The sequence below is a fragment of the Streptomyces ochraceiscleroticus genome, from assembly GCF_000720485.1.
GTDB classification, from domain to species: Bacteria; Actinomycetota; Actinomycetes; order Streptomycetales; family Streptomycetaceae; genus Streptomyces; species Streptomyces ochraceiscleroticus.
In genome coordinates, this window is record NZ_JOAX01000018.1 from 43,248 (window position 1) to 68,892 (window position 25,645).

Below are 25,645 nucleotides of genomic sequence, written 5' to 3' on the forward strand. Positions count from 1 at the left end.
CCTCCCCGGCTAGTTCTTCCAGTCGATCTTGTCTTCTTTGGCAAGCTGTTTGAGTTTTGCGAGCGCGGGGTTGATCAGCCGCCGCACCTCGACCGACATGCTTCCCTTTCTGGTGTCCAGGTACCGTCGCACATCGGAAACCGAGTAGTAGTGCGGGTGGCCGTCCGGTACTTCACGGCCGTACTTAGTGGTGGTTTTCGCCTTGCCGCTCGTGTCCAGTCCGGCGATATAGCGGGCAATCTGTCCCCAGGGGCGGGTCGCGTCCCCATTTCCGCCGAGGCGGTTGGTGATGGTCTTGGCTCGTGCGGAATTGATGAGGAGTTTTGTGTGCTCGTCCGCGGAGGGCAGTCGTATGCCCCCGATGGGATTGGTCTTCTTGGCCGTCGTGTGGGCTTTCCAGTCGCCCCGGTTCTTCCCGGTTCCTTTGATGTGGTCGTATTCGCCGTAGCTGGAGGTGATCTGTTCAGGGAAGCCCTTGAGGAGTTGCCCCGCGCTGTCCTTCTGTATGGGGTGGAAGGAGACAACGGACTTGTACCAGATCATGTCTCTCTTGCCTTCGGTGTCAGCGTAAGCGAAGTTTTCGAGATCGGAGTTCATCGGCGTGTTCACTGAAGGCCCGGGTGCCGGAACCAAATTGTTGTTGGATGCCATGCCTCCGAGTTTTTCCGGGAGCAGGTGCATGCGCACCCAGGCAGACCCCCCGGAGAGACCCTTCGACGCCACGTAATCCCAACCAGGTGGGTTGCTGTGGGGGCCCGGCTCTTCGCCTGTGCCTCGCACTGAGCGACTGAGGAACCGCGCCTCCATGGAGCTTGCCTGGTTGCCGTTGAAGGCCGGCAGATCCGGTTTCGGCATCTCGTCCTCGCGCAGCTGCTTCAGCGCGATCTTCGGTTGCCTGAGATGGCGGTCGCGCCAGCGCTTGGCCCTCACCGGTATGGAGGAAGGGTTGAGCGTGGCCACAACGTTCACGTCCGGGTCGCCGATACCCCGCAGGCTGGTGAGCCGGTAGTGGTTCTTCATCGCGGTGAGCAACGGGTCGAAGCTCTTTTCCCACATGCCGTCTTCGTCGAGCAGCGGAAGCAGCCTGGCGCGTATGCGCGCGGTGATGAGGGCAAGTCTCTTGCCCAGGTCGTCGTGGGAGCCCTCCTTCTGCTTCTGCTTCTGCTTTTCCGGCTTGGTCTTGGGCCTGCCCGGGCCGGCCTTGTCGGGCCGGGGCTTCGGCTTGCCGGGGCCCTTGTGGGACGGCTTGGGGTTGCGGGGCTTGCCGGGGCTGTCCTTGTCGGGCTTCGGCTTGGTGCGGGCGGGGCCGGCCTTGTCGTCCCGGGGTTTGGGCTTCTTGCCGTCCGCGTCCTTGTCCTTGGGCTTGTTGGGATCCTTCGGCTTTGTGGGGTCCTGGTCCTTGGGCTTGTTCGGGGTGTCCTTGTCGCCGTCCTTCGGTTTGCCCGGGGCGTCCTTGTCGTCCTTGGGCTTGTCCGGAGCCTTGCCGTTCGTGTCCTTCGGCTTCGGCTTGGTGTCCGGGTCGGGCTTGGGCTTCGGCTGGGGTTCTGCCTTCGGCTTGGGCTTCGGGGCCGGGGTCGGGCGGGTGTCCGGCTTGTCGGAGTCCTTGGACAGGGGCTTTCCGGGGGCGTCCTTGTCGCCCTTCGGGCGGCCCGGCTTGTCCGTGTTCTTGGGCCTGCTCGGAGCGTCCTTGTCGTCCTTGGGCCTGGCGGGGCCGTCCTGGTCCTTGGGCTTGGCCGGTTCGGGCTTGTCGTTCTTCGGCTTGCCCGGAGCCGTGTCCTTGGCCGGGGACTTCGTGGTCGGCTTGTTCGGGTCGGCCTTCGGGTGCGGCTTCGCGTTCGGCCTGGTGTCCGGGCCGGTGCCCTTGCCCGGCTTCGGGAGGGCGGAGGTGGGGCGGGGGGCGTCCCGGTCGGAGCTCGGCTGTTCCTTCTTGCCGCCTGTGTGGGGCCTCTGGTCGTCCCCCGCACCGCTCTGCCGGCCGCCCCCGCCGCCCTTGTCTCCCTTGCCGAGCTTCGCCGCCACGGCCTTCAGGCGGCGGCCCACCTTCGCGACGTACTTGCCGATGCCGTTGAGGAGGGCCTCGTAGGCCAGTTCCAGGAGGGCGACGATGCCGGCTGCCACCGCCTTGGCGAAGAGGACGCCCGCGCCGCCCTGGCGTACCGCCTTCAGCCACTCGATGACCGCGCCGATCGCGCGCAGGATCTCGCTCAGGGCACCGATCGCCGTGCGGATCGCGTCGATGACCGCCATGACCCAGCCCGCGCCGGGGATCAGTTTGGCGATGACCTTGGTGATGACGATTTCGCCGATGATGAAGGGGAGCATGGGCACGATGGCGTCCCACGTCTCTTTCACGATCTTCTCCAGGGTGAAGCCGCCCTTGATGAGCTTCTGGATGATCGCCTTCGGGACGCCGATGATCTCCTCGATCTTCGACTGGAACCACGATTTGACCGCCGCCTGCACCTCGCGGAACAAGTGGTTCTTCGCGCCGTCGACCGCCGAGTTCTTCGCGCCGCTCAGCCAGCCGCCGGGGTCGTCCATGAAGTCGATCGCGATCATCATGAACTCGCCCAGTGCGCCCAGGAGTTTGGACGCGTACTCCAGGACGGTCTTGATCGCGTCCACGACCGCCTTGATGACGTCCACGAGCATCTTCTTCAGGACGTTCAGGATGTCGCTGAGGAGCTTGGCGATGCGGTTGAGGAGGTCTGTGATGACCTTTTTGAGGAGTGCCGCCAGCTTCGTGACGAGGGCTATGGCCGCCGCTATCAGGTTCGTGATGAATTTCCGGATGCGGTTGGCGAGGTCAATGATCGCCTTGACCATGTTCTTCGCGAACTCGATCAGGTCATTGATCAGGTTCTTGACCGTGTCGACGATCCACTTGCGCGCCTCGTTGATCCAGCGTTCGACGTTCTCCTTGAAGTTCTTGATGAAGTTGACGACTGCTTCACGCGCCTCCCGGATGATCCGGACGATCGCGTTCTTGATCTCTAGGACCTTCTCCTTGAGCCAGTCGAACGCCTTCGTGAGCCAGTTGCCCGAGTCCTTGGCCGCGTTGTCGGTCTTCTGCTTGGCGTCGGTCTCGGCCTTGTCGCCCTTTTCCTTGATCTTCTTGTCGCTGTCCTTCTTTTCCTTCTCCGTGTCGTCGTCGGTCTTCTTTTCCCGGTCCTTGACGTCCTTGCGGACCTTGTCGCGCTTCTCGTTCTTCTTCGTACCGAGCTTCTTGAGCTCCTTGTCCTGCTCCGTGCGCCAGTCGGCGCGCTGCGACGTGACCTCCGACTGGGCCTTCGCGCGCTCGCCCGACTGGTCCGCGGTGTTCTTGGCCACCTCGCCGGCGACCTGCTGCCTGTGCTTCGCCTGCGACTGGCGGAAGTTCTTGTCCTTGGTCTGGCGACCGTCGGACATCTCCTTGTGGCCCTTGCTGAACGCCTGCTGGAACTGCGGCTTCCGGTCGTGCTCCGCCACGGTCGACGCCGCCTCGGCCGGTACCGCCCCCGTCGACGCCTTGCCCGTGCGCACCCCGCCCTTGCCGCCCTCGCGGCCGGGCACCTTGCCCTTCAGCTCCTCCTTGGGGGCATTGGGGTAGACCTGGTTCTCGCCCATCGTGCGCCCGGCGTCGTCACGGCCCGTCGTGACGGTCTCCTCGCCCTTGGCGTCGACCGCCTGGCCCTGCTCACCGGCCTTCTCGTCGGCAGCGCCCTGCATGTTCACGCCCGGCGCGTTGCCCGCCTGGGCCTGCTTCAGGGCCTCGTCCTTCGTCGGGAGCCCCGCGAACTTGGCGGCCAGCTCCTCCTTGTCCACCTTGAAGCCGAGCTTCTCCGCGACCCAGCCGACACCGAAGCCGAGGGCCATCTTGAAGGTGTCCCAGCCGCTGGGCTCCTCCGCCTTCTCCGCCTCGATCTGTCCCTCGGGCTTCTTCTCGCCCTTGACCTCGGCCTTCTCGTCCTTGGGCGCGTCGGACTTCTGTGCCGGATCCTGGGAGTACTGCGCCGGTGCGTCCGCCTTGGGCTTCCCCTCCAGGGTCTGGGGCGCGCCTGCCGGGCGCTGCATGTTCGGCGGTGCCGCGGCGAGCTGCTTGTGTTCGTCGCCGACCGTGCGGTCCACCGAGCCGCCCACGCCGCCCATGGCCTCAAGCGCCTTGTGGGGCTTGAGCCGTGAGGCCGAGGACAGGCCGGCCTCGGGGGAGACCTGGGAGAGGTTCGGTGCGGGACCCGAGTCCTTCTTCTTCCCCTTGGCCGGTGCGCTGCCCTTGCCGCCTCCGCCCCCACCGCCGCCACGGGGTGCCTTGGGCGCGGGAGCCGCCTTGGGCACGGCGGACTTCGCGCCCGGCTCCTCCTTGGCGCCCGGCTCTTCCTTGGGTGTCTTCGGCGGCGCCGGGGCTTCCTTCGGCGCGGCCGCGGACGGCTTCGCCGGTTCCTTCGCCGCCGGCTCCTTGCCGCTCTCCGGGGCGGCGCTCTGCGAGCCGGCACCCTCCGAGTGGGCGCCTTGCGACTGCCCGCCCTGCGCCCCGGAGGACGCCTCGCTGCTCGCGCCCCCCGGCGTATCCGCGTTCGAGCCGCCCGTGGTGTGCGAATCCCGCGCGGGCGACGGCGACTTGCTGTCCGAGTCCTTGCCGTCCGCGCCGGCCTTGTCCTCGCCCTTGCCCGCCGTGTCGCCGCCGCCCTTTTCCGCGGTGGCCGGCTCCGCCTTCTTCTGGCCGTCGTTCTTCTGCTCGTCCTTCTTCGGTTCGTCGCCCTTGCCTGCCGTCTCAGGCGCCGCGGACTTGCCGCCCGCGGCCTTCTGGGACTCCTTCTCCTGGCCATCCTTGGCCTTGTCGCCGCCGGCCTTGGTGCCCTTCTCCTCCTTGGCGGCGGACTCCTTCTCCTCGCCGCCGCCGTCCGCCCTTCCCGGTGACTCCTGTACCGCCTTCTGCGCGGCGACGGGCCCGGCCTTCGGGTCGTCCCCGCTCTTCGGGTCCTTCGACGGGGTGCCCGCGCCCGGCCGGGAGTCGGCCATGCGCTCCGCGTCCGGGTCACCGGAGAACGCGTCGTCGGGCCCGCCCTCGGTCTCCACCGACGGCTCGGACTCCAGGGGGGCCTCGGCCTCGGCCTCCTCCGGCTCGGCCTCGGCCGCTTCGTCCTCGGCGTCCTCCGCGTCCCGCTCGGCCTGCACCTTGTCGGCCCTGGTCGGCGGCGGAGCGGGGAAGGAGGGCACGGACCGGTCGTCCGACGAGGAGGGGTCGAGTGTGTCCGCCGTCGGCACCCCGGACACGTCGAGGTCCTGCTCGGGCAGGAAGTCCTCCGGCTGGAGCTTGGTGTCCCAGGCGCTCTTCTCGGCGCCGCCGACCTCCACCTCCGACGCGCTGCCGGAGCCGAACGGGTCGTCGTCGGCCGCCTCTTCGGGACCGTCGAGGTCCTGGTTGCGTACGCCGTCGAGCCTGCTGGTCCTGCCGGGCAGCTCGGTGTCCCTGCCCGCCGTGGTGGGGGAGCCCTCGGGCTTGTCCTTACCGCCCTTGTCCTCCTGCTTCACCTGCTGTCCCGCCGCGTGCTGCTCGGCGGCTTCCGGGCGGTTCTTCGCCGCGGACTCCTCCTTGCTCGCGGCCGCCGCGCCCCGCTGTTCGGTCTCCTCCTTGCCCGCCGCGCCCTTCTTGTCCTCCCCGCTCTTCTTGTCGTCCCCGCTTTTCCCGCCGTCGCCGCTCTTCTTGTCCGCGCCGTCCTTCTGGCCCTCCTGGGCACTCCCGGACTTCTGCTGACCGTCTTCCTTGCCGCCCTCGGCCGCCGTGCCCGACGACGACTCCTTCTTCTCGGCGGCCGCGCCTCCGGCGGAGCCCGGCTGTTCCTTCCCGGCGGACGAGGCACCGTCCTTGCCCGCGCCCGCCTCGGACTCCTGCCCGCCGCGCGGCGCACTCCCGCCCTGCGGGGTGCTCCCGCTCTGCGGCGTGCCGCCGTTCCGGGGCGTACTACCGGGCGTGGGCCGCGCCTCGGCACGGTCCTTCTCGGGGCCGGGCGCCGGGGCGGGCTTCTCCTGCCGGGCCTGCTCCTCCTTGGCCGCGCGGCGCTCGCTGTCCCGCTCGATGCGCAGGTCGTCGGCCATGTCCGGCTCCACCGCGGGGGCATCCTGCGCCGCCCACTCGGCGGCGTCGGCCCCGAGGTCGCCCTGCGTCTCGATCTCCTGGACGAGGTCGAGCACCCGGTCGTGCTCCGAGCCGAGCAGCCGGGTCTCCAGACGCTCCAGAACCGAGTCCTGCAGCTCCTCCGGCAGGCGCGCCAGTTGCATACGGGTGCGCTTGGACCGGTCCTCCGGGTCGCCGCGCAGCGACCGGACGACGCCGTTCGCCAGCCGGTCCACCAGCGTGGCCGGGTCCAGCTTCTCCATACGGGAACGGTCCGCGTCCACCGTCGCGTACCGCAGCCACCCCGGCGTCGCCCGGCCCTCCTCGACCTCGGCGGCTGCCGGTTCCTCCGCGCGTACCGAGTCCCGCATCGCCCCCAGTACCGACTCCTGCGCCGCCGACTCCGCCTCTCGCTCGATCGTCTCCTGCGGGAGGCTCACCGAGCCCAGGTCGCGGCCGGCGCGGAGGGCGCCCAGGCCGTGCGGGTTCTGGACCGTGTGGAGCAGCTCGTGGGCGAGCAGGCGCTGCCCGTCCGCCGTACCGGGGCGGTACGTGCCCTCGCGGAAGAAGATGTCCTGGCCGACGGCGAAGGCGTCGGCGCCCATCAGCTCCGCCAACTGCCCGGACTCGCGGTCCGTGTGGAGGCGGACCTGGCTGAAGTCGTGGCCGAGCTGTTCTTCGAGGTCGCGGCGGACGCTCAGGTCGAGGGGCTGGCCGGCGCCGCTGACGATGTCCTTGGGTTCCGGGGTACGGGATTTGGCGTTGCGTTCCCTGCGCTTGCGGCGTTTTTCGGCGGCGGTGGACTGGTCCTGCGACGCCGACGACTGGCTCGTGCTCATCGGGCCTCACCTCGTCCGGTCAGGCCGGCGTGGACCGAGCGGGCCAGGGCCTCGCCCAGGCGGGCCGGTGACGTCGTACGGGGGAGGGGCGGCAGCCCGGCGAGCCCGTCGAGCGAGACCGGGGAGCCGTCGGCGGCCAGTGGTACGCCGCGTTCCTGTACGAGACGGGTCAGCTCGCGCTGGAAGGACGTCATCACACGGTCGGGATCGACGCGGGAGTCGAAGCCGTCGAGGACCAACTCACCGATGTCGATACGAAAGGAGCGCGGGGCCTCGTTCTCCGTGCGGCGGGAGACCCGCGCCGCCGCGCCCTCGTCACCGGGCTCGTAACCGGGCTCGTTCAGACCCATCCGTGGACCTCCGACGGGGTCAAGGAGCGTTCCAGCTTCAGGTATTCGGTGCGCGCCGCGGCCAGCATGTGGCGCATCTGGAGGTGGTCGCCCTCCTCGGCGGCGAGGAAGGCCCCCGAGAGGGCGATGTTGCGGATCGAGCCGCCGGCGACCGTCAACTGCGCGAGCAGCGCCGGATCGATGCCCTTCGTGGGGGCCTGGGGCGGCAGGACGCGGCGCCAGATTTCGGCGCGCTCGCTCTCGCCCGGGAAGGGGAAGTCGACGACGAAGCGGATGCGGCGCATGAAGGCCGAGTCGAGGGCCTTCTTCATGTTGGTGGTCAGGACCGCCAGGCCGCGGTATGCCTCCATGCGCATGAGGAGGTAGCTGACCTCCAGGTTGGCGTAGCGGTCGTGGCTGTCTTTTACCTCGCTGCGCTTGCCGAAGAGCGCGTCCGCCTCGTCGAAGAGGAGCAGGGCGCCGCCTCGTTCGGCCGCGTCGAAGACCCGGCTGAGGTTTTTCTCGGTCTCGCCGATGTATTTGCTGACGACCTGGGAGAGATCGATGATGAAGAGGTCGAGGCCCAGTTCCTTGGCCATGACCTCGGCGGCCAGGGTCTTGCCCGTGCCGGAGCCGCCCGCGAAGAGGGCCGTGACGCCGAGGCCGCTGCGGAGGGCCTTCGCGAAGCCCCAGTCCTGGTAGACCGTGCTGCGCCGGCGTACGTGCGCGACGATCTCCTGGAGGATGCGGAGCTGGCGGTCGGCGAGTACGAGGTCGTCCCAGCCGGCGCGCGGTTCGATGCGGCGGCCCAGTTCGTCCAGGCCCATCCGGGCCTCAGTGAGGCCGGCCTGCCAGGCGAGTTCCGCGCCGTCCAGCACGTCGGAGTGCGGCAGGTCGCGGCGTACGGTCGCGGCGGCCTGGCGCACGACGTGCGGGGGGAGCTGGAACTGTGCGACGAGGGACCGCACATGCTGGTCGGTCACCTCGGGGACGTCGGCGAAGGCGTCGGTCCAGAGGCCGAGGTGTTCCTCGTCGGAGAGCTTGGGGACGGTGACGCGTTCGCCGCGGGGCCGGCCGGTCCGGCGCGGGTCCTGGCTGGAGACGACCAGCGGTACGGCGGCGCCCGCGATGAACGCGTCGGCGGCCGCGTGCTGTTCGCGGTCCAGCTCGCCCGTCTCGATCAGGAGGGCGGCGGGCAGCAGGATCGCCTCGCGCTGCCAGAGGCGGGCGAGACGGTCGCGTTCGGCGGCGTCGGTGGGGATGTCGTCGGCGGCCATGGAGTACAGACCGAGGCCGGACCGGCGCGCCGCGGTGGCCGCGATGTCGGCGCGGGTGCGCAGGTCGGCGCCGACCAGCTCGACGCGGAGGGGCGCTTCGGGGCCGGCACCGGACCAGCCCGCGGCGACGCGGTCGGCGGCGGCATCGTACGAGGGCGGCAGGGACGCGGGCGCGGTGGTGCGGGTGAGCAGGCCGTGCAGCCTGGCGTCCAGGTACGGCGTGCCGACCAGGAAGTGCAGGATGCGCTCGTCGAGGCGGAGACGGGTGGTGGTCAGCCGGGTCTCGTCGTCCAGCTCGATCAGACGCCAGCGGCGGAGCGGCGCCACGGGCGTGAGGGCGCTCCAGTGCGGGTCGCCGAGGACGGCCAGGGCGAGCGAGAACGTCGGGTACGTACGGGTGGGGTCGCCGCTCGCCGCGGCGCAGCGGGCGGCGGTGGTGGGGTCGAGCTCGGCCGCCGCGGCCAGCAGGACGAGCTCCTGCTCGAAGCTGCTGAGGCCGAAGCAGGCGGCGAGCGCTTCGAGGGCGCGCGGGGTGGCGGGGGAGCGGGGCGCCGCGACGGGCGCGGGAGCGGGCGCGGGTGCGACGGCGGAACGGGCCGGTTCGGCCGTCGACTCAGCCGCCTCAGCCGAGTCCGCCGGGCCCGTGGCCTCTGCCGCGTCCCCGGCGGGCGAGGCGTCCGTACTGCCCGTACGTGCCCGCGCGGCATGGGCGTCCAGGCGCGCCAGTACGGAACGCACGGCAGCGGCGAGCACGGCGCCGTCGTCCGCGCCGTCGCCCGCGGCGCCCGGTCCGTTGCCGCTGCCCATGTGCTGTTCCGCCCCCGTCTCGCGCACCCTGCCTCAGCTCTCCTTGCCGTCGTCGGTACGTGTGGCGCCCTTGGCGCCGCCGGTGGACTTGCGGGTACGGGTACGCGAACGCGTGGGCGTGGTAGCGGACTTGGCGTCGCCCTGGGCCTCGTCCCGCTTGTCCGGTGCGGGAGCCGCCGCCTTCTTCGCGGGCCTCTTCACCGCCTCGGAAGGGGCCTCCGAAAGAGCCTCGGGCCGAGCCGGCGCGGGCACGGCGCCCTCAGCCGGCGCACCCGCCGAAGCCGGCGCGTCCCCCAGAGACGGCCGCTCCGGCGCCCCCGGCGCCCCGAACGGCGCCACCCGTACCTCCGGCCTCCTGACCGGCTTCGCCGGTGCCGGCTTCTCGTGGCCGTCCAGCAGGACCAGCGATGCCTGGTACACCACCGACAGGGAGTACGGCGTGTTGTGCAGCATCCCCCACAGCTTCGACGTCTCGTCGACGTCCATCTGGGTCGGCGTGAAGCGGACCTTCTGCAGGGACTCCGCGAGGTCGCTGCCGTCCAGGTACGGGCGCTGCGCCGCCTCCGCGATCAGCTCCTTGGGCAGTACCGGGATCTCGTGCAGCGTGCGCACGACGCTGCCGATCAGGCGCTGCCCGACCAGCTCCGTCTCCTCGCCGTACGCGCTGATCACGTAGTGCAGGTCCAGCGCCGCCGCGGAGCGCTTCAGCAGCGTGCCGTCGGGGGCGCGGGTGACCAGGTCGTTGTTGCGCATGGAGGGGTTGTGCGTGACCTGGTAGCAGAAGACGGTGACCGTCGGGTCCGTCGGCGGGTCGGCCGGCGGCTTGCGGGTCTCCACCGAGACGGCCATGTCGATCTCGGGGTGCAGATTGTGTTCGATCAGCAGCGCAAGGGCCTGGGTGACCGTCGCGACGGCGAGTGCGTTGCTCATGAGTTCAGTCCCGGTGAAGTCCGTGAAGTCGTCGTGGCCATGCCCGTCAGCTCGTCCTCTCCCCGCGAGCCAGGTAGTCGGCGAGGCTCAGGGCAGGCCCCCGGCGGTCGGCGCGGCCCGCCCGTGCGCCCGTCGCCGGCCGGTCCGGCCCGGCTGCGCTGACCTCCAGCCGTCCGATCTGTACGTGCACGACGCGCTCGGCCGGCCGCTGCCCGCGTCGCCCGGCGGCCGCGCGTGCCGTGTCGCGTGCCGTCGGCACCTCCGTACGGGGGCGCAGCGCGGGCGCCACGGCGCGCGGGGCGGCGTCCGTGTCCGGGCGCAGAGGCGTGGCCGCCGGCCGGGGCGCCCCCGGCTCCTCCGGACGGCCGCCCGCACGCCGCGTTCCAAGGCGCTGCCCCTCGGGTGCCGCGGGCCGCGGGCCCGGTTCCGGCCGGGCGGCGGGCCGCAGCAGCGGGGCCGTCGGCCGTACGGGACGCTCGGCAGGGACCACGGCGTCCGGGCGCGTGGCCTCGGGCCGCAGCACGGTCGTCTCGCGTTCGGTGGTCCTGATCTCCCGCTCGACGCGGAGCTGTTCGGAGGGAGCGGTCAGCGGAGCGTACGGATTCCGCGCGGCCGGGGCGTGCGGCTCGGCGGGCGCGCCGCCCAGTGACTCGATGCGCTCGAAGGGGCCGGGCAGGCGCGGCTGTACGAGCGTGCGCCGGGCCGATCCCGTACCCACGCCGGGCGCGCCCGGCAGCGCGTGCCGAACCGGGGCGTACCGCGCCACCAGCCGCCCCAAGTAGTCGTCAGACATCTGCGCACAGCTCCAGGTAGTAGCGGCGCCGCAGCGGGCTGAGCGCCAGGATCTCGGGCTCGCTCCAGCCGTAGGCGGAGGCGAGCAGGTGGACGTCCAGGAGCACGTCGCGTGCCCAGGCGTCCAGTTCGGTCCACAGGTAGGCGGCGATGTCCAGCTCGGCCGGGGTGGCCGCGCCGCACTCGGGGCAGGCGATGTTCAGCGTCACCTCGGCGCCGGGGTCGGCCTGCTCGACCGCCTCGGCGAACCGTTTCAGTACCGCCTCCGGCAGCCGGGCGTACTCCTCCTCCGCCGTCGTACGGCCGTCCCGTACCGCCGTGAGCACGCAGCGCGCACCCAGCAGCCGCCGGGCGTCCGCCGCGTCCGTGGCGGCGGCCGCGGCCTCGGTGAGGTCGGCGACGGCGGGCAGCCGGAACGTCACCGACCAGCCGTCCTCGGCGACCCGCAGGCCGTCCTCGGGCGGGGCCGGCCGGACCGCGCCCAGCTCGGCCGCGTCCAGCTCGAACTCCATCGCCTCGCCGCACTCCGGGTCCGCGCACGCCAGCTTGACCTGCATGCGCTCGCCGAAGAGCGCGCGGCGCAGCGCGAACAGGTCGGCGGCCCGCTCCCCGGCCGGCACCGACAGCAGTGCGTCGGTGCCGGCCTCGGGGCGGGCGGCGCGGTGCAGCAGCAGGGCACGGCCGCTGTCCTGGAGGGCCAGCCCGGCCTCCCAGGTGGCCAGCAGCTCAGCGGGCCCGGTGACCGCCATTCCTCACCTCGTCCGGTGGTGCTCAGGTGTCTCGCGTACGGGGTGGGGTCAGGCGGGGTGCGTGAACGAGGGCTCCTGCGGCTCCTCGACCTCGTAGTCCCGCTCCCAGCCCTCGCACTCCAGCTTCAGGCTCTGGATCGCCACCGCGTTGGCGTTGGCGTCCATCTCGCCGAGCACCTGGTACTCGCTCGGCCAGGCCCGGTAGATCTTGTGCGAGACGGCGACCTGACCGGCCTCGTTCAGGACCTGGATGACGATGTCCTTGCGGAAGTCCGCGAGCGACACCTCCGAGCCCAGACCGGCGCCGACCTGCCAGACCTTGTTGGCCCAGCGGTCGAACTCCGGGTCGTGGGTGACCCCGCGCTCCAGGGTGATGCCCTCGAACTCCGAGCGACCGGGCGACTTCCGCGGCGAGCTGGGGTCGCCGCCGTGCCGGTGCTTGACGACCTCGGTGGTGCGCTTGAGCGGGGATATCTTGCTGATGCCCGCGACCGTCCGACCGTCCCACAGGACCAGGAACTTGAAGTTCTTGTACGGGTCGAAGCGATGGGCGTTGATGGTGAACTCAGCCATCGGTTTCCTTCGTTGCCTAGGTTCCTTCGCTGACGGATGCGCGGCTAGAGCTCGAACTGCCCGGCCATCTGCTGGATCTTGACGATCACGAACTCCGCGGGCTTGACCGGCGCGATGCCGACGACGACGTTGACGATGCCGTTGTCGATGTCCTCCGCGGTCGTGGTGTCCTTGTCGCACTTGACGAAGTACGCCTCGCGCGGCGTGCCGCCCTTGAAGGCGCCCTGCTGGAAGAGGCCGTGCAGGTACGACGAGGCGTTGAGCCGGATCTGCTGCCAGAGCTGCTCGTTGTTGGGCTCGAAGACCACCCACTGCAGGCCGCGCAGCAGGGACTCCTCGACGTGCAGCGCGAGGCGGCGGACCGGTACGTACTTCCACTCGCTGTCCAGCGCGTCGGCGCCCTGCAGCGTGCGGGCGCCCCAGACCACCGGGCCGACCATCGGGAAGGTCCGCAGGCAGTTGATGCCCAGCGGGTTGAGCAGGCCGTTCTCCCGGTCGGTGAGCTTGACCGAGAGAGAGTGCACGCCCGCCAGGCGCGCCTCGGTGCCCGCCGGCGCCTTCCACACGCCGCGCTCGCCGTCCGTACGGGCGATCACGCCCGCGATGGCGCCGGACGGCGGGAAGGTGCGCAGCCGGCCGGTGAGCGGGTCGGTGAGCTGGAGGTGCGGGAAGTACAGCCCGGAGTGGTTGCCGCGGACCGAGTCCAGGGCGCCGATGCCGGCCCGCGCGGAGTCCACGGAGACCCAGGTCGAGGGCGCGTCCACGAGGTGGAAGATCCGCCGCTCCCGGCAGAGCCGCTCGGCGGCGGAGAGCACCGTGACCATGTCCTCGGTGTTCTCGTACGCGGAGAGCTCCGGCAGCGACAGCAGGTTCACGTCGTCGACGTCGCGCAGCGCCTGCAGGCCGGTCTTGCGGGCCTCGCTGCCGATGATGTCGCGCGGGCCCGGCGCGTCGCCGTCCACGCCGCCGGAGAGCGGGAAGACCGGCGGGTTGACCGATGCCTCCAGGCCCAGGTCGTTGGCGCACTCGCCGACGAACCGCACCACGTCCTCGGGGTCGGCCGACCCGGCGACCACCTGGAGGCGGCGGCCGAAGGCGGTGACCTCGGCCCCCGCGAAGGCGTGCTTGCCCGGGGCGTCCGGCAGCGCGCGCAGCTTGCGCTCCAGGAGGAGGGCGAGCTCGGTGACGGTGCAGGGTGCCTCGCCGTCCTGGTCCGGGTCGTAGAGCGTGAACTCGCGCTCCACCTCGCCGATCTTGACGGTGAGGTCCACGGCCAGGTCGGGCAGCTCGTGCGCGAACGGCTTGGAGACCGTGCCGGAAGGGTCGGGGCGCCCCTCGTCGAGGACCTTGACGCGGATGAGCTGGGAGCCGGCGTTGATCACCGTCTCGGCGTACCGGCCGCTCTCGGGGTCCATGGACAGGTTGCCGTAGGACTCGCGGGCCGTGCCCTTGGCGTCGAGGACCTGGAGGTTGAAGGTCTCCTCGCAGGCGGTGGTGTCGTGGTCGACGGCCACGCGCAGGCCGTCGCCCCAGATGCCGGGCTCCTTGGCGTGCACCTCCAGCACCGGGCACTCGCTGTGCCCCTCGGTGGACTCCAGGGTGACGCATGCCTCTTCGCCGGTGCCTGCCTTGACGGCCCGGACGATCACGGCGACGGTGCCGCCGTTGCCGAAGAACTGGTGCACGGCGTAGCTCAGCGGACTCTTCGAGGTCAGGCCGCCGAAGCGGCGCTCGAAGTCGGCGAAGCTGGTGACGCGCACCGGGTGGTTGAGCGGACCCCGCCGAGTGTGTCCCACAAAGGCGGTCACCGAGGTGGTGACGGTGGAGATGTTGCGGACGCTGCTGGGAAGCTCTTCGACGTAGACGCCGGGATAGGTCGCGTTTGTCGGCATTCCCCCTCCAATCCCTTCAGGCACCGAGTAAGAGGGCACCAAGAGGGAGGTGGGGAGGAGGTGGCCAAGCCGACGCCACCGCGCCCCTACGCGGCCGCGCACTGCTCATCAGTCTCCCCCGTCCGCCCCGGCGAGTTTCGGTCTTCCGGGACCAGGCCGCCGCTTGTGACAGTGGCCTGTGACTCCTGATGCGTAAGTGCACAACGCAGTCTCCAAGGCTGTGAGTTGGAGGGTCAAGGACGCGTTCCGGTCAGCTTTTGCGAAGGAGTTGTGTGGGCCGGAACGAGCCGGTAAGCGGGCGACTGCGGTGGGTGTCCGGGCCGTACCGCCCGTGAGCGGGGCGCGCCGGTGCATACCGGGCGCGGGTTGCCCGCCGCGCGGGGAGGTCCGGCAGCGGAGGGGTGTACTCCGTGTGAGGAGGTGGTGCGGGCCACCGTCGAGATCCGGCCGAGTCCGGCCGGCCGGCGTGACGCGAGCCTCCGTCCGCGTGATCTGTGACAGTAATCACCGCCGCAGTGTGATCTGTGATTTAGGAGGGTCGCTGCCGCGGGGATAACCTGCGAGACGGACATGCCGCGTACCGGCTGACGATGTACGCCCTTGCTGTGACTGCGTTGTCACCCTGCCTTCGCGGCACGCCCGCGCAGACAACGAATCCGCGATCACCACGACTCGCGGGCTACTTGATTAGCAAAGGGACGGACGCGCGTGGACCTGTTCGAGTACCAGGCGAGGGACCTCTTCGCCAAGCACGGTGTACCGGTGCTGGCCGGTGAAGTCATTGACACGCCTGAGGCGGCCCGCGAGGCGACCGAGCGTCTTGGCGGCAAGTCGGTCGTCAAGGCCCAGGTGAAGGTCGGCGGCCGCGGCAAGGCCGGCGGCGTGAAGCTGGCCGCGACCCCGGACGAGGCCGTCGCTCGCGCGACGGACATCCTCGGGATGGACATCAAGGGCCACACGGTCCACAAGGTGATGATCGCGGAGACCGCTCCGGAAATCCTCGAGGAGTACTACGTCTCGTACCTCCTCGACCGCACCAACCGCACCTTCCTGGCCATGGCCTCGGTGCAGGGCGGCATGGACATCGAGGAGGTCGCGGAGAAGACCCCCGAGGCCCTCGCGAAGGTTCCGGTCGACTCCAACGAGGGTGTGACCATCGAGAAGGCCCGCGAGATCGTCGCCCAGGCGAAGTTCCCGGAGGCCGTGGCCGAGAAGGTCGCCGAGGTCATGGTGACCCTGTGGGACACCTTCGTCGCCGAGGACGCGCTCCTCGTCGAGGTCAACCCGCTGGCCAAGGTCGCCTCCGGCGACATCCTGGCGCTGGACGGCAAGGTGTCCCTGGACGCCAACGCCGAGTTCCGCCAGCCGGAGCACGAGGCCCTCGAGGACAAGGCCGCAGCCAACCCGCTCGAGGCTGCCGCCAAGGCCAAGGGCCTGAACTACGTCAAGCTCGACGGCCAGGTCGGCATCATCGGCAACGGCGCGGGTCTCGTCATGAGCACCCTGGACGTCGTCGCGTACGCCGGTGAGAAGCACTCCGGCGTCAAGCCCGCCAACTTCCTCGACATCGGTGGCGGCGCCTCCGCCGAGGTCATGGCGAACGGCCTGGAGATCATCCTCGGCGACCCGGACGTCAAGTCCGTGTTCGTCAACGTCTTCGGCGGCATCACCGCCTGTGACGAGGTCGCCAACGGCATCGTGCAGGCCCTGGAGCTGCTGAAGTCCAAGGGTGAGGACGTCAACAAGCCGCTCGTCGTCCGCCTGGACGGCAACAACGCGGAGCTGGGTCGCAAGATCCTGTCGGACGCGAACCACCCGCTCGTGCAGCGCGTGGACACCATGGACGGCGCGGCCGACAAGGCCGCCGAGCTCGCGGCTGCGAAGTAAGGGAAGAGGGACTCCAGAACAATGGCTATCTTCCTCAACAAGGACAGCAAGGTCATCGTCCAGGGCATGACCGGTGCCACGGGCATGAAGCACACCAAGCTCATGCTGGGTGACGGCACGAACATCGTCGGCGGCGTGAACCCGCGCAAGGCCGGCACCGAGGTCGACTTCGACGGCACCTCCGTACCGGTCTTCGGCTCGGTCAAGGAGGCCATGGAGAAGACGGGCGCCAACGTCTCCGTCCTCTTCGTGCCGCCGGCCTTCTCCAAGGCCGCCGTCGTCGAGGCCATCGACGCCGAGATCCCGCTCGCCGTCGTGATCACCGAGGGCATCGCCGTCCACGACTCCGCCGCCTTCTGGGCGTACGCGAAGGCCAAGGGCAACAAGACCCGCATCATCGGCCCGAACTGCCCCGGTCTCATCACCCCGGGCCAGTCCAACGCCGGCATCATCCCGGGCGACATCACGAAGCCGGGCCGCATCGGCCTGGTCTCGAAGTCCGGCACGCTGACGTACCAGATGATGTACGAGCTCCGTGACATCGGCTTCTCGTCGGCCGTCGGCATCGGTGGCGACCCGGTCATCGGCACCACCCACATCGACGCCCTCGAGGCGTTCGAGGCGGACCCCGACACCGACCTGATCGTCATGATCGGCGAGATCGGCGGCGACGCCGAGGAGCGTGCGGCCGACTACATCAAGGCCAACGTCACCAAGCCGGTCGTCGGCTACGTCGCGGGCTTCACCGCCCCCGAGGGCAAGACCATGGGCCACGCCGGCGCCATCGTCTCCGGCTCCTCGGGCACCGCCCAGGCGAAGAAGGAGGCCCTCGAGGCCGCCGGTGTCAAGGTCGGCAAGACCCCGACCGAGACCGCCGAGCTCGCCCGCGAGCTGCTCGCCGGCTGAATCCGGCGCGGCGCGGCACTGCGTCCCTGACGTGGTGTGCGCGTAGTTTTCCGAGCGCGGACCCGTACTCCCTTGGGGGGTGTACGGGTCCGCGTTCGTGTGTACGGGGCCGCGCGTCAGGGGCGGTGCTGCGGGTCGTGCTCGGCGTGCGCGTCGCCGGCCGGGGCCGCGGGCGCGCCGGGCGGCACGGGCGGCTGGACGTACCGCTCGCCGGTGCCCGCCCACAAGGAGGCGGCCGTGACCGCCACGATCAGCCCGGTCAGCCCGATCGCGCTGCGCGTCATCCGCCGGGTGCTGCGCTCGCTGCCGGTCCGTACGGCACGCGCCGACGCCGTCCGTACCGGGTGCGCGTCCGCCAGTTGCGCCAGCCGCTCGCACAGGATCTCCCGCTGCCGGGCCGGCGGCGCGCCGGCCAGCCCCAGCTCCGGAAGCCGCCCGGCCAGCGCCTCGCGGGCGTGCGTGAGCCGCCCGCGCGCGGCCGGCGTGCTCGCCTCGATCTCGGCCGCGGCCTCGGGCAGCTCCAGGCCGACGGCGTCGTGCAGCAGCAGGGCGCGGCGGTAGGGCGCGGGCAGCCGCAGCAGGGCGGCCAGCAGCGGATCGGGCCGCCCGCTGCCCGCCGCCTTCACGGGGGACCGGCAGGTGCTGGGGCGAAAGCGGTGCCAGGGGGAGAGCGCGTACTCGTGGGTCGCGGCCCGCACCCAGCCGGCCGGGTCGTGGTCCGTGGCCACCTCCGGCCAGCGCTGCCAGGCGAGCTGGAAGCCCCACTCGACGGCCTCGCGGGAGAGGCGCGGCCGGCCGGTGAGGAGGAACGCCTGCCGGGCGAGCGCCGGTGCGTGCCGGACGTACAGCGCGTCGAAGGCGGCCGCGGGTGACGGCGCGTCACCGGTCGCGGGTGACGGCACGTCAGCCGGGCCGGGACCCTCACCGGCCCGCCGGGGCTGCTGGGACTTTCGGGCTGTCCGGGTTGTAAATCCCATAAACGTATCTTGGGCGACACGTCCGGCATTCGCCCGCTGCGTAGTGGAAACGGGTGTTGTTGGCAGCATGGCGGCGTGAGCCAGATGACCGACAACGGACCGACGGCGGCCACGCCGGGCGGGGCCGCCGCGCAGCCCGCCACCACGACCGGCGGCGCGCTCCTCGCGGGGATGGTGACCGCCGGGCTGGGCCTCGGCGTCTGCACCGTCTCCGTCCTCCTCCTGTGGATCGCCGCGCCGGCGCCGGCCGCCGGCAGCCCCTCCGGCGCGCTGCACATCGCCGCCGACCTGTGGCTGCTCGCGCACGGCGCCGACCTCGTACGGACCGCGGGGCCCGGCGCGGCCGCCGTGCCGGTGGGCGTGACGCCGCTGCTCCTCGTCGCCGTGCCCGTATGGCTGCTGTACCGCTGCGCCCAGCGCGCCCTGTCGGCGGCGGACGGCGGGCCGCGACGGCATGCGCGCGGCACGGGACCGCTGCGCCGCCCCGCTTCCCCCGGCGCCGTGCTCGGCCGGTTCCTCGGCGGATACCTGCTGACCGCCGCGGCCGCCGTGGCGTACGCGGCGTCCGGGGCGCTGCGAGTCGCGCCGGTCAGCGCGCTGCTGTGCGTACCGCTCACCGCCGCGGGCGCGGTGGCCGTGGCGGCGGCGCGCACGGTCGGGCTGCGCGCCGTACTGCCACTGCCCGCGCGCGCCCGGCGGGCCTGGGCCGGACTGCCGCCCGGCGTGCGCGCGGCACTCGCCCCGCCCCGGCGCGCCGCCGCGCTGCGCGCCGCCTGCGCGGCCGGCGCGGTGCTGCTCGCCACGGGCGCGCTGCTGGTCCTGACCGGCGTGGTGTGGCACGCGGGCGCCGTGCGTCACAGCCTCCTGCACGTCGCCCCGGACTGGCCCGGCCGCGGCACGGTCCTGCTGGTCTGCCTCCTGCTGCTGCCAAACGCGGCCGTCTGGGGCGCCGCGTACGCGCTGGGCCCCGGCTTCACACTCGGCGCCGGCAGCGCGGTCGGCCCGCTCGGCGCCGTCGGCTACCCGGCGGGCCTGCCGCCCTTCCCCCTGCTCGGCGCGGTCCCGCAGGAGGCCGCCGGGTCCCCGCTGACCTGGGCGGCGGCCGTCGGGCCCGTCGCGGCGGGGGCGGCCGCCGCGTGGTACGCGGCGCGGCCCGCGCGCGCCGCGGCGGCCGCGCGCGGGCCCGAGGCCCGGCTGCTGCGCTGGAACCGCCGGGCCACCGCCACGGTCGCGGCGCTCGCGGCACTGATGTGCGGGGCCGGGGCCGCGGTGCTCGCGGGCGCGGCGGGCGGCGCGCTCGGCACCGCCGCGCTCCGGCACGTCGGCCCGAGCTGGTGGCTCACGGGCGCGGCGGCGGCCGGCTGGACGGCGGCCGTCGCCGTACCGGGCGCGCTCGTCCTGCGCGAGTGGCATCTGTGGCGCACGCTCGGCCGCTCGCCGCTGGCGAAGCGCCGCTCGTGACCCCGCTGGAGGCCCGTGGTTTTTATTCCTGCACGCTCAGGATCGGCCGGAGCTGCTCGGGGAGGAGGTCCTCGCAGGAGTGCTGGGCGGACTGGGTGAGGGCGTCGTTGACGCAGGTGTAGTAGTCCTTGTACACGAGCTGGAGCGTGAAGCCCGCGGCCACGATGCACAGCGCCAGGCACGCCGTGACCAGCCCGCTCACCGCCGCGGTGGTCTGCGGCCGGCTGCTGCCGGAGGCCGTGGGCGCGCCCGTGTTGCCGGCGGTCGCGTGCGGCGGTCCCGCCGTCGGCGTGGTGTCCTGCTCGTGCGACGGCCTGCCGATCCCGATGTCCGCCGCCGTGGCCTTCGCGCCCTCCGGCTTCCCCTGGCCCGGCTTGCCCGCGCCCGGCTTGGCGCGCAGCGCGCTGATGCCCCAGTACAGGGCCAGCGCGCCGAGCAGCAGGGCGATCTCCGGGAGACTGAAGAGCGAGAAGAAGAACGCCCACATGCCCGACAGGAGCGCGTAACGCGCCCGCCGCTGGGCCGGGTCGGTCGGGTCCCAGCGCAGCCCGGTCTGGCCGGGGCCGCCGGAGCCGCCCGGTCCCTCCGGGCCGCCGCGCCCGGGGCGGCTGCCGAATCCGCCGCTCTGGCGCCCCGGCTGCCGGCTGCTCCACTGGCTGCCCCAGGCATGCCGGCCGTCGTGCTCGTCGGAGGAACCCCCGGCGTGGTCCCCGGAGTCGCCGGAGTCCCCGGAGGCCCCGGAGTCCTCGGGGTGTCCCGAGTGCGCGTGGCGGGGCCGCCATTCCCGGTCGGGCGTCCCGGCCGGCGGCGCGGCGAAGGGGTTGTCACGGTCCCGGCCGTCCTGGCCGCCGGCCCCCGCACCCCGGCCCTCCCCGGAAGCGCCCTCCGGGGAGGACGGCGACGGCTTGCGCTCACGCGGCAGCAGCACCGCCGCCCAGGGAGCGGTGGCGGGCTGGGGGCACCTCCCAGCGGTAGCTGGGGGCGGGAGAAGGAGGGCCGCCCGGCGGCGTCGGTCCGTCATCTGAGGTGCGTCTTCCCCTTGTCTCGTCCGTTCGCCGTTCCGTCCGTCCGGCGGCGGGTCCACCACGATTCGCGCGCGATCTGCACAGATCACATGCGGTCTTACGCCCGACGCTACCTTCCGCGTCCGCCCCCGTCCCGTGGGGGCCGCGCGGTGTGCCGGTATCGTTGCTGACGGTCGGCGCCTTCGTAGGGTTCCCCGGATTTCCGGTACCCACGGCCTTGTACGACCACACAAAGCTCGCGAGACCGAGAAAGAACCGCCGTGGCTTCCTCCCCACCCACCGTCCCCGCGCCCGCACGTCCTGGCCGCCCGGCCCGGATCGTCGTGCTGGTGTCCGGTTCCGGCACCAATCTCCAGGCGCTGCTGGACGCCATCGCCGAGCAGGGCGCGGAGGCGTACGGCGCCGAGATCGTGGCCGTCGGCGCCGACCGGGAGGCCATCGCCGGCCTGGAGCGCGCCGAGCGCGCCGGGCTGCCGGTCTTCGTCTGCCGGGTCAAGGACCACGCCGACCGCGCCGCGTGGGACCTGGCCCTCACCGAGGCGACCGCCGCGTACGAGCCGGACCTCGTCGTCTCGGCGGGCTTCATGAAGATCCTGGGCAAGGAGTTCCTGGCCCGGTACGGCGGCCGCGTGGTGAACACCCACCCGGCGCTGCTGCCCAGCTTTCCCGGTGCCCACGGCGTACGCGACGCGCTCGCGTACGGCGCGAAGGTCACCGGCTGCACCGTCCACTTCGTCGACGACGGCGTCGACACCGGTCCGGTCATCGCGCAGGGCGTGGTCGAGGTCCGGGACGAGGACGACGAATCCGCGCTGCACGAGCGGATCAAGGAAGTCGAGCGTTCGCTGCTCGTCGATGTCGTGGGGCGTCTGGCCCGTAACGGCTACCGCACTGAGGGACGAAAGGTAGTTATCCCGTGACCGAGACCGCCGAAGGTACCAAGCGGCCCATCCGCCGCGCGCTGGTCAGCGTCTACGACAAGACCGGGCTGGAAGAGCTGGCGAAGGGGCTGCACGCGGCGGGCGTCCAGCTCGTGTCGACCGGCTCCACCGCGAGGAAGATCGCGGCGGCCGGTGTCCCGGTCACCAAGGTCGAGGAGCTGACCGGCTTCCCCGAGTGCCTGGACGGGCGCGTGAAGACGCTGCACCCGAAGGTGCACGCCGGCATCCTCGCCGACCTCCGCCTGGAGGACCACCGGCAGCAGCTCGCCGACCTGGGCGTCGAGCCGTTCGACCTGGTGATCGTGAACCTCTACCCGTTCGCCGCGACCGTCGCCTCGGGCGCGACCCCGGACGAGTGCGTCGAGCAGATCGACATCGGCGGCCCGTCGATGGTCCGCGCCGCCGCCAAGAACCACCCGTCGGTGGCCGTCGTCGTCAACCCGCAGCGTTACGAGGACGTGCTCGCCGCCGCCTCCGAGGGCGGCTTCGACCTCGCCACCCGTAAGCGGCTGGCCGCCGAGGCGTTCCAGCACACCGCTTCGTACGACGTGGCCGTCGCCTCCTGGTTCGCCGACGACTACGCGGCCGCGGACGACTCCGGCTTCCCGTCCTTCACCGGCGCCACCTACGCGCGCAAGAACGTCCTGCGGTACGGCGAGAACCCGCACCAGGGTGCCGCGCTCTACGTGGACGGCAAGGGCGGACTCGCCGACGCCGAGCAGCTCCACGGCAAGGAGATGTCGTACAACAACTTCACGGACACGGACGCCGCGCGCCGTGCCGCGTACGACCACGCCGAGCCCTGCGTTGCGATCATCAAGCACGCCAACCCCTGCGGCATCGCGATCGGCGCGGACGTCGCCGAGGCGCACCGCCGCGCCCACGAGTGCGACCCGCTGTCCGCCTTCGGCGGCGTGATCGCCGTCAACCGCCCGGTCAGCAAGGCGATGGCCGAGCAGGTCGCGGAGATCTTCACCGAGGTCATCGTGGCGCCGGACTACGAGGACGGCGCGCTGGAGGCCCTCACCAAGAAGAAGAACATCCGCGTGCTGCGCGTGCCCGGCGCCCCGGCGAACCCCGTCGAGGTCAAGCCGATCGACGGCGGCGCCCTGCTCCAGGTCACCGACCGCCTCCAGGCCGACGGGGACGACCCGGCGAACTGGACCCTGGCGACCGGTGAGGCTCTGTCCGCCGACGAGCTCGCCGAGCTGGCCTTCGCCTGGCGCGCCTCCCGCGCCGTGAAGTCCAACGCGATCCTGCTCGCCAAGGACGGCGCCACGGTCGGCGTCGGCATGGGCCAGGTCAACCGCGTCGACTCCGCGAAGCTCGCGGTGCAGCGCGCGGGTGAGGAGCGGGCGCGCGGCTCGTACGCCGCCTCCGACGCGTTCTTCCCCTTCCCCGACGGCCTGGAGGTCCTGACCGAGGCCGGCGTGAAGGCCGTGGCCCAGCCCGGCGGTTCGGTCCGCGACGAGCTGGTCATCGAGGCCGCGAAGAAGGCGGGCGTGACGATGTACTTCACGGGCACGCGCCACTTCTTCCACTGAGCCCCGCGCGCGCCTCAGCGCCGCGCGCACGACGAAGGCCCCCGTCCACGGTGTGGACGGGGGCCTTCCGCGTGGCGATTACTTCTTGATGACCACGGTGCCGGCGGCACGGTCGTGCCAGCCCTGCAGCTTGCCGCTGTTGTCGAAGAACGGTGACAGGTAGGTCAGCAGCATGCCGATGTAGCAGATGAACGCGCCGACCATCGGGATGATGTAGCGGATGAAGCCAGCGCCGACGCCGGGGACGCCGCCGGTGGACTCCTTGACGACCCGCAGGCCGAGCGCCATCTTGCCGAAGGTGGCGCCCTTGATGCCGATCATCAGCCACTCGTAGAGCAGCATGAAGAGGGCGAAGATGCCCAGGATGCCGAACATGACGGCGACACCGCTGCTGGCCTGCGCGGCGGCCTCGTTCATGCAGGCGTCGTAGCCCGGGTCCATGTAGCTGCCGCAGTCCTCGGCGGCGTTACCGGCGATGCCGACGACGCTGCCCAGACCCGCGACCATGGCGATCGTCATGATCACACCGACGATCACGCCGTCCAGCAGTCGCGCCAGGAAGCGCTGGCCCATCGTCGCGAGCAGCACCGGGCCGCTGACGAGGTTGATGTAGCCGTTGTTGGCCTGGACGGAGCTGCCGGCGGGCTGCTGCTGGCCGTACGCGGCCTGCTGGCCGTACGGCTGCTGCGGCGCGCCCGGAGCCTGCTGCGGGTAGCCGTAGCCCTGCTGCGGCGGGACGCCCTGGGGAGCCTGCTGGGGGTAGCCGTAGCCGGGCTGGCCCTGCGGCTGCTGGGGCGGCTGCTGGCTGTAGGGGTTGTTCGGGTCGCCGGCGGGGGGCGGAGGGTAACTCACGGAAGCTTCCTTCGGGCGGGGACGTGGCGGGCCGACGGTTACTACGGGAAGCCACCGGACCGCCCCCGCGGCAGCGCCGCGTGAGCTGTGAAGAGTGCTTGGTGTTCTCCCCCGAGCGTGCTGCCGTCACATTCGGCCCCTCCTGCGACTGCAGCACGTATCGCAACATCGTGAAGTCCGGATAAAGGCTTTGTCCAGCGGACGAGAGTCCGTAGTCCCCAGGTGATCCCGATATGTGTTGTTCCTGTTACCGAGATTGGACAGCTCTGTGGTCCGCTCGCGACAACCGTCGTGCTTCTACGCGCGTCGACCTCCGAACCCGGCCCTGATTGGTACCCCGCCCCGGTCATCCGGGAGGATAGGAGCCATGAGCGCCCAGATTCTCGATGGCAAGGCCACCGCCGCCGCGATCAAGTCCGACCTGTCCGCCCGCGTGGCGGCGCTGAAGGCGAAGGGTGTCCAGCCGGGTCTGGGCACCATCCTCGTCGGCGAGGACCCCGGCAGCCAGAAGTACGTCGCGGGCAAGCACCGCGACTGCGCCGAGATCGGCGTCGCGTCCATCCAGCGCGAGCTGCCGGCCACCGCGACCCAGGAGGAGATCGAGGCGGCCGTCCGCGAGCTGAACGAGGACCCGGCCTGCACCGGCTACATCGTCCAGCTCCCGCTGCCCAAGGGCATCAACGAGAACCGCGTCCTGGAGCTGATCGACCCGGCCAAGGACGCCGACGGCCTGCACCCGACCAACCTCGGCCGTCTGGTGCTCAACGAGGCGGCCCCGCTGCCCTGTACGCCGAACGGCATCCTGCGGCTGCTGCGCCAGTACGGCGTCGAGATCAAGGGCGCCGAGGTCGTCGTGGTCGGCCGTGGCGTGACCATCGGCCGCTCGATGCCGCTCCTGCTCACCCGCAAGTCCGAGAACGCCACGGTGACCCAGTGCCACACCGGCACCCGGGACCTCGCCAAGCACCTCAAGGAAGCCGACATCATCGTGGCGGCGGCCGGCTCGCCGCACCTGATCAAGCCGGAGTACGTCAAGGAGGGCGCGGCCGTCCTGGACGTCGGCGTCAGCCGCGACGAGAACGGCAAGATCGTCGGCGATGTGCACCCGGGCGTGCGCGAGGTGGCCGGCTGGGTCGCCCCGAACCCGGGTGGCGTCGGCCCCATGACCCGCGCGATGCTGCTGGTCAACGTCGTCGAGGCCGCCGAGCGCGCGGCCGGCTGAGCCGCGGCGGCCGACGACCGTACGGACGACAGAAGGGCAGCCAGCGCATGAACGCCGGAGCGCACTCGGACGGGGTGTCCAGGCCGCAGCGCCTCACGCGACGCTTTCCGCTGATCACGAAGGACACCGCGCGGCCGCAGGGCGGCGGCCGCGCCGCGCCCGGTGACGCGCCGGCGCCGGTCCGCCAGTGGCCGCTGCTCACGGTGATCGGCGGAGTCGCGCTCGGCCTGCTGGTGCTCTCCCTCGACGCTTTCCGGGCGGGGATCCTGCTGATCGGGCTGTCCCTGCTGGCCGGCGCGGTCCTGCGGCGGGTCCTGCCGTCCGTCGGGATGCTCGCCGTACGGTCGCGCTTCACGGACATGGCGACGTACGGCGGGCTCGGCTTCGTGATCGTGATGCTGGCGCTCATGATCCAGCCCAAGCCCTGGCTGTCGCTGCCCTTCCTGGACGACATCGTCCACTTCACGGTGCGCTGACGGCCGGCTGCCGAACGCGCCCCGGCCGCGAAGGTTCCGTACGTGTACCGCGTGCGGAGGCGCGTGTCCAAA

The 25,645-nt window shown here is 71.7% G+C and carries 18 protein-coding genes; 7 read left to right on the plus strand and 11 right to left on the minus strand.

Features of this window, described 5'->3' with window-relative positions:
• Window positions 1–9: 9 nt before the first annotated feature.
• Genes IG84_RS0122030 through IG84_RS0122065 form a run of 8 tightly spaced genes read right to left on the minus strand, consistent with a single transcriptional unit; the run spans window position 10 to window position 14,282 of the window.
• Window positions 10–6,933: an eCIS core domain-containing protein gene (locus IG84_RS0122030; RefSeq protein WP_051862203.1), complete on the minus strand. Its 6,924-nt coding sequence runs from the start codon at window positions 6,931–6,933 to the stop codon at window positions 10–12.
• On the minus strand, window positions 6,930–7,283 hold the full coding sequence (locus IG84_RS0122035; RefSeq protein WP_245659509.1) for a hypothetical protein: 354 nt from the start codon (window positions 7,281–7,283) through the stop codon (window positions 6,930–6,932). Before IG84_RS0122035 ends, IG84_RS0122030 begins: the two co-directional genes overlap by 4 nt.
• On the minus strand, window positions 7,274–9,346 hold the full coding sequence (locus IG84_RS0122040; protein WP_031059891.1) for an ATP-binding protein: 2,073 nt from the start codon (window positions 9,344–9,346) through the stop codon (window positions 7,274–7,276). The genes IG84_RS0122035 and IG84_RS0122040 overlap by 10 nt, the downstream gene beginning before the upstream one ends.
• 33 nt (window positions 9,347–9,379) lie before the next feature.
• Window positions 9,380–10,276: a Pvc16 family protein gene (locus tag IG84_RS38135; protein WP_051862205.1), complete on the minus strand. Its 897-nt coding sequence runs from the start codon at window positions 10,274–10,276 to the stop codon at window positions 9,380–9,382.
• Window positions 10,277–10,322: 46 nt separating this feature from the next.
• A complete protein-coding gene (locus tag IG84_RS0122050) occupies window positions 10,323–11,069 on the minus strand; it encodes a hypothetical protein (RefSeq protein ID WP_031059896.1) in 747 nt (248 codons plus the stop codon).
• Window positions 11,062–11,817, minus strand: coding sequence for a T4 family baseplate hub assembly chaperone (locus tag IG84_RS0122055; RefSeq protein WP_031059898.1), 756 nt, complete (start codon window positions 11,815–11,817; stop codon window positions 11,062–11,064). Before IG84_RS0122055 ends, IG84_RS0122050 begins: the two co-directional genes overlap by 8 nt.
• A gap of 48 nt (window positions 11,818–11,865) precedes the next feature.
• Window positions 11,866–12,390, minus strand: a complete 525-nt coding sequence (locus IG84_RS0122060; protein ID WP_030254205.1) for a phage tail protein — start codon at window positions 12,388–12,390, stop codon at window positions 11,866–11,868.
• Window positions 12,391–12,434: 44 nt separating this feature from the next.
• On the minus strand, window positions 12,435–14,282 hold the full coding sequence (locus IG84_RS0122065; RefSeq protein ID WP_031059901.1) for a phage tail sheath C-terminal domain-containing protein: 1,848 nt from the start codon (window positions 14,280–14,282) through the stop codon (window positions 12,435–12,437).
• Between the two features lie 708 nt (window positions 14,283–14,990).
• On the opposite strand from IG84_RS0122065, the gene sucC reads away from it, so the two are divergent.
• Window positions 14,991–16,169 (plus strand): ADP-forming succinate--CoA ligase subunit beta, encoded by a 1,179-nt coding sequence (gene sucC, locus IG84_RS0122070; RefSeq protein ID WP_031059904.1) that lies wholly within the window; start codon window positions 14,991–14,993, stop codon window positions 16,167–16,169.
• Between the two features lie 21 nt (window positions 16,170–16,190).
• On the plus strand, window positions 16,191–17,075 hold the full coding sequence (gene sucD / locus IG84_RS0122075) for a succinate--CoA ligase subunit alpha (RefSeq protein ID WP_031059906.1): 885 nt from the start codon (window positions 16,191–16,193) through the stop codon (window positions 17,073–17,075).
• Window positions 17,076–17,191: 116 nt separating this feature from the next.
• Here sucD and IG84_RS0122080 read toward each other — a convergent pair whose 3' ends face one another.
• Entirely contained in the window at window positions 17,192–17,977 is a 786-nt protein-coding gene (locus IG84_RS0122080; protein WP_051862212.1) for an RNA polymerase sigma factor, read from the minus strand.
• A 159-nt stretch (window positions 17,978–18,136) separates the two neighbouring features.
• Here IG84_RS0122080 and IG84_RS0122085 point away from each other — a divergent pair, with 159 nt between their 5' ends.
• Window positions 18,137–19,513: a cell division protein PerM gene (locus IG84_RS0122085; protein ID WP_051862214.1), complete on the plus strand. Its 1,377-nt coding sequence runs from the start codon at window positions 18,137–18,139 to the stop codon at window positions 19,511–19,513.
• A 22-nt stretch (window positions 19,514–19,535) separates the two neighbouring features.
• Here IG84_RS0122085 and IG84_RS0122090 read toward each other — a convergent pair whose 3' ends face one another.
• Window positions 19,536–20,534, minus strand: coding sequence for a hypothetical protein (locus IG84_RS0122090; protein ID WP_031059913.1), 999 nt, complete (start codon window positions 20,532–20,534; stop codon window positions 19,536–19,538).
• Window positions 20,535–20,798: 264 nt separating this feature from the next.
• Here IG84_RS0122090 and purN point away from each other — a divergent pair, with 264 nt between their 5' ends.
• Together purN and purH are read left to right on the plus strand one after the other, a co-directional pair.
• Complete coding sequence (purN, locus tag IG84_RS0122095) at window positions 20,799–21,458, plus strand: phosphoribosylglycinamide formyltransferase (protein ID WP_031059916.1); 660 nt, start codon at window positions 20,799–20,801, stop codon at window positions 21,456–21,458.
• Window positions 21,455–23,023, plus strand: coding sequence for a bifunctional phosphoribosylaminoimidazolecarboxamide formyltransferase/IMP cyclohydrolase (gene purH, locus IG84_RS0122100; protein ID WP_031059921.1), 1,569 nt, complete (start codon window positions 21,455–21,457; stop codon window positions 23,021–23,023). Before purN ends, purH begins: the two co-directional genes overlap by 4 nt.
• A gap of 78 nt (window positions 23,024–23,101) precedes the next feature.
• Here purH and IG84_RS0122105 read toward each other — a convergent pair whose 3' ends face one another.
• Entirely contained in the window at window positions 23,102–23,875 is a 774-nt protein-coding gene (locus IG84_RS0122105) for an RDD family protein (RefSeq protein WP_031059924.1), read from the minus strand.
• Window positions 23,876–24,242: 367 nt separating this feature from the next.
• Between IG84_RS0122105 and IG84_RS0122110 the strand changes: the two genes are divergently transcribed.
• Both IG84_RS0122110 and IG84_RS0122115 read left to right on the plus strand, forming a co-directional pair.
• Window positions 24,243–25,097, plus strand: coding sequence for a bifunctional methylenetetrahydrofolate dehydrogenase/methenyltetrahydrofolate cyclohydrolase (locus IG84_RS0122110; RefSeq protein WP_030609681.1), 855 nt, complete (start codon window positions 24,243–24,245; stop codon window positions 25,095–25,097).
• 47 nt (window positions 25,098–25,144) lie between these two features.
• Window positions 25,145–25,573, plus strand: coding sequence for a DUF3017 domain-containing protein (locus IG84_RS0122115; protein ID WP_031059927.1), 429 nt, complete (start codon window positions 25,145–25,147; stop codon window positions 25,571–25,573).
• Window positions 25,574–25,645 lie beyond the last annotated feature (72 nt).

Excerpts from the sequence above, each read along its gene's own strand:
- IG84_RS0122030 (WP_051862203.1), bottom strand. The coding sequence starts at position 6,933 with ATGAGCACGAGCCAGTCGTCGGCGTCGCAGGACCAGTCCACCGCCGCC.
- IG84_RS0122035 (WP_245659509.1), bottom strand. The coding sequence starts at position 7,283 with ATGGGTCTGAACGAGCCCGGTTACGAGCCCGGTGACGAGGGCGCGGCG.
- IG84_RS0122040 (WP_031059891.1), bottom strand. The coding sequence starts at position 9,346 with ATGGGCAGCGGCAACGGACCGGGCGCCGCGGGCGACGGCGCGGACGAC.
- IG84_RS38135 (WP_051862205.1), bottom strand. The coding sequence starts at position 10,276 with ATGAGCAACGCACTCGCCGTCGCGACGGTCACCCAGGCCCTTGCGCTG.
- IG84_RS0122050 (WP_031059896.1), bottom strand. The coding sequence starts at position 11,069 with ATGTCTGACGACTACTTGGGGCGGCTGGTGGCGCGGTACGCCCCGGTT.
- IG84_RS0122055 (WP_031059898.1), bottom strand. The coding sequence starts at position 11,817 with ATGGCGGTCACCGGGCCCGCTGAGCTGCTGGCCACCTGGGAGGCCGGG.
- IG84_RS0122060 (WP_030254205.1), bottom strand. The coding sequence starts at position 12,390 with ATGGCTGAGTTCACCATCAACGCCCATCGCTTCGACCCGTACAAGAAC.
- IG84_RS0122065 (WP_031059901.1), bottom strand. The coding sequence starts at position 14,282 with ATGCCGACAAACGCGACCTATCCCGGCGTCTACGTCGAAGAGCTTCCC.
- sucD (WP_031059906.1), top strand. The coding sequence starts at position 16,191 with ATGGCTATCTTCCTCAACAAGGACAGCAAGGTCATCGTCCAGGGCATG.
- IG84_RS0122085 (WP_051862214.1), top strand. The coding sequence starts at position 18,137 with ATGACCGACAACGGACCGACGGCGGCCACGCCGGGCGGGGCCGCCGCG.
- IG84_RS0122090 (WP_031059913.1), bottom strand. The coding sequence starts at position 20,534 with ATGACGGACCGACGCCGCCGGGCGGCCCTCCTTCTCCCGCCCCCAGCT.
- IG84_RS0122110 (WP_030609681.1), top strand. The coding sequence starts at position 24,243 with ATGAGCGCCCAGATTCTCGATGGCAAGGCCACCGCCGCCGCGATCAAG.
- IG84_RS0122115 (WP_031059927.1), top strand. The coding sequence starts at position 25,145 with ATGAACGCCGGAGCGCACTCGGACGGGGTGTCCAGGCCGCAGCGCCTC.